This is a genomic window from Streptomyces albospinus (genome assembly GCF_014648695.1).
In the GTDB taxonomy this organism is placed as follows: domain Bacteria; phylum Actinomycetota; class Actinomycetes; order Streptomycetales; family Streptomycetaceae; genus Streptomyces; species Streptomyces albospinus.
The window spans coordinates 1-1,311 of the sequence record NZ_BMRP01000124.1 but is presented as its reverse complement, the minus strand read 5'-3'; the positions used below and the strand labels follow the sequence as shown (position 1 = coordinate 1,311).

2 protein-coding genes and 1 pseudogene are annotated in these 1,311 nt (G+C 67.9%); 2 read left to right on the top strand and 1 reads right to left on the bottom strand.

The annotated features are described in order from the left end of the window. A pseudogene (locus IEZ17_RS43690) lies at positions 1 to 129 on the top strand (cysteine hydrolase); the annotation flags it as partial. Between the two features lie 251 nt (positions 130 to 380). After that, positions 381 to 533, top strand: coding sequence for a hypothetical protein (locus tag IEZ17_RS41525; RefSeq protein ID WP_189308818.1), 153 nt, complete (start codon positions 381 to 383; stop codon positions 531 to 533). Positions 534 to 758: 225 nt separating this feature from the next. Here the strand turns inward: IEZ17_RS41525 and IEZ17_RS41520 are convergent. Next, positions 759 to 1,311: aminotransferase class I/II-fold pyridoxal phosphate-dependent enzyme (locus IEZ17_RS41520; RefSeq protein WP_189308817.1), on the bottom strand; the 553-nt coding region annotated here is incomplete at its 5' end.

Below are 1,311 nucleotides of genomic sequence, written 5' to 3'. Positions count from 1 at the left end.
CGCCTCACCGTACTGGCGGACGCCTGCCTCGACGCCGACGCCGAGGTGCACCGGCTGCTCACCAAGAAGGTCTTCCCCCTGCAAGCCGACGTCGTGACCGTCGACGACTGGATCACGTCGATCACGTGACCCGTACCCGGCGCCTCCCAACCCCGCAGGCCACGCAGGCGCCTCGCCTGTGGCAAGCGCACGCCGCGGGCGGCCGAACGAGGTCACCTCAAACGCTGCCGCGCGCCCCAGAACACGAGGCAGAGCGCGACGCGGGGCGCTCAAAGCATCCACTGACTGCGATGCGGCTCGTGAAGGACAGAAGTGACCCGCGAGACCCAACTGGCGTTCGACTACGGCGTTTCCCTGACGCCGTTTCGCAACACCTGCTGTTGTCGGCAGCCGACTCCACCCGCTACCGCATCAACAACAGTGCGCTCTCCGCGCTCCGGCTGCGCGGCGAACTCCTCTTCCAGCGCTGGCAGCACACGCTGCTGTTGGCCTGCTTCATCCAACTCGACGCCGACGAAGCACGCGCCTTGTAGACCCCGGTCGAGAGGCGACACCCTCAGGTCATGCACCGGCTTCTCGAACAGGCCATCTCCCGCACGGCCCCGGCCTGACCGGCTCTGGCTTGGGACGTGTCCGGTTCGGCATCAGCTTGGGTCGTCCAGGGCGACGAGCGGCCGTGTCAGCGGTGTCCGGAGCTCGTCGCGGGGAACGGCCCGGACAGCGGTGCGGCCTGCTACGGCGTAGACCCGTATCCGACGTCACGTGAGGAGGTCGCGTACTTCGGTGATGCCTGTGGTGATGGCGCGCTCGGTGAGGTTGCCGAAGCCGAGGACGAGTTGAGGTGGGGTCGCGGTGTGTGTCGAGCGGCAGGCGTTCATGCCGTACAGGCCGACCGAGCGTGCCTGGGCGGCGGCGATGACGGTTTGCTCGTCGGCCGATTTGTGGAGGTGCGCGACGGCGTGGAAGCCGGCGGCGAGGCCGGTGACCTTGATGTCAGGTGCGTGTTGGGCGAATGCCGTCACCAAGGTGTCGCGTCGAGCCGCGTAGAGGGTGCGCATCCGTCGCAGGTGTCGGTCGTAGCGGCCGGATTCGATCATTGTGGCGAGGGCGAGTTGGTCGAGTGCGGGTGAGCCGCGGTCGGCGAGGTACTTGTTCTGAGTGATCAGGTCGGCGAGGGCGGGCGGGCAGAGCATCCAGCCGATGCGCAGCCCCGGGGCGAGAGATTTGCTGACGGTGCCGATGGAGATCACGCGGTCCGCGGCGAGTCCTTGCAGTGTGCCGATGGGTTCTCGGTCGTAGCGGAACTCGGCG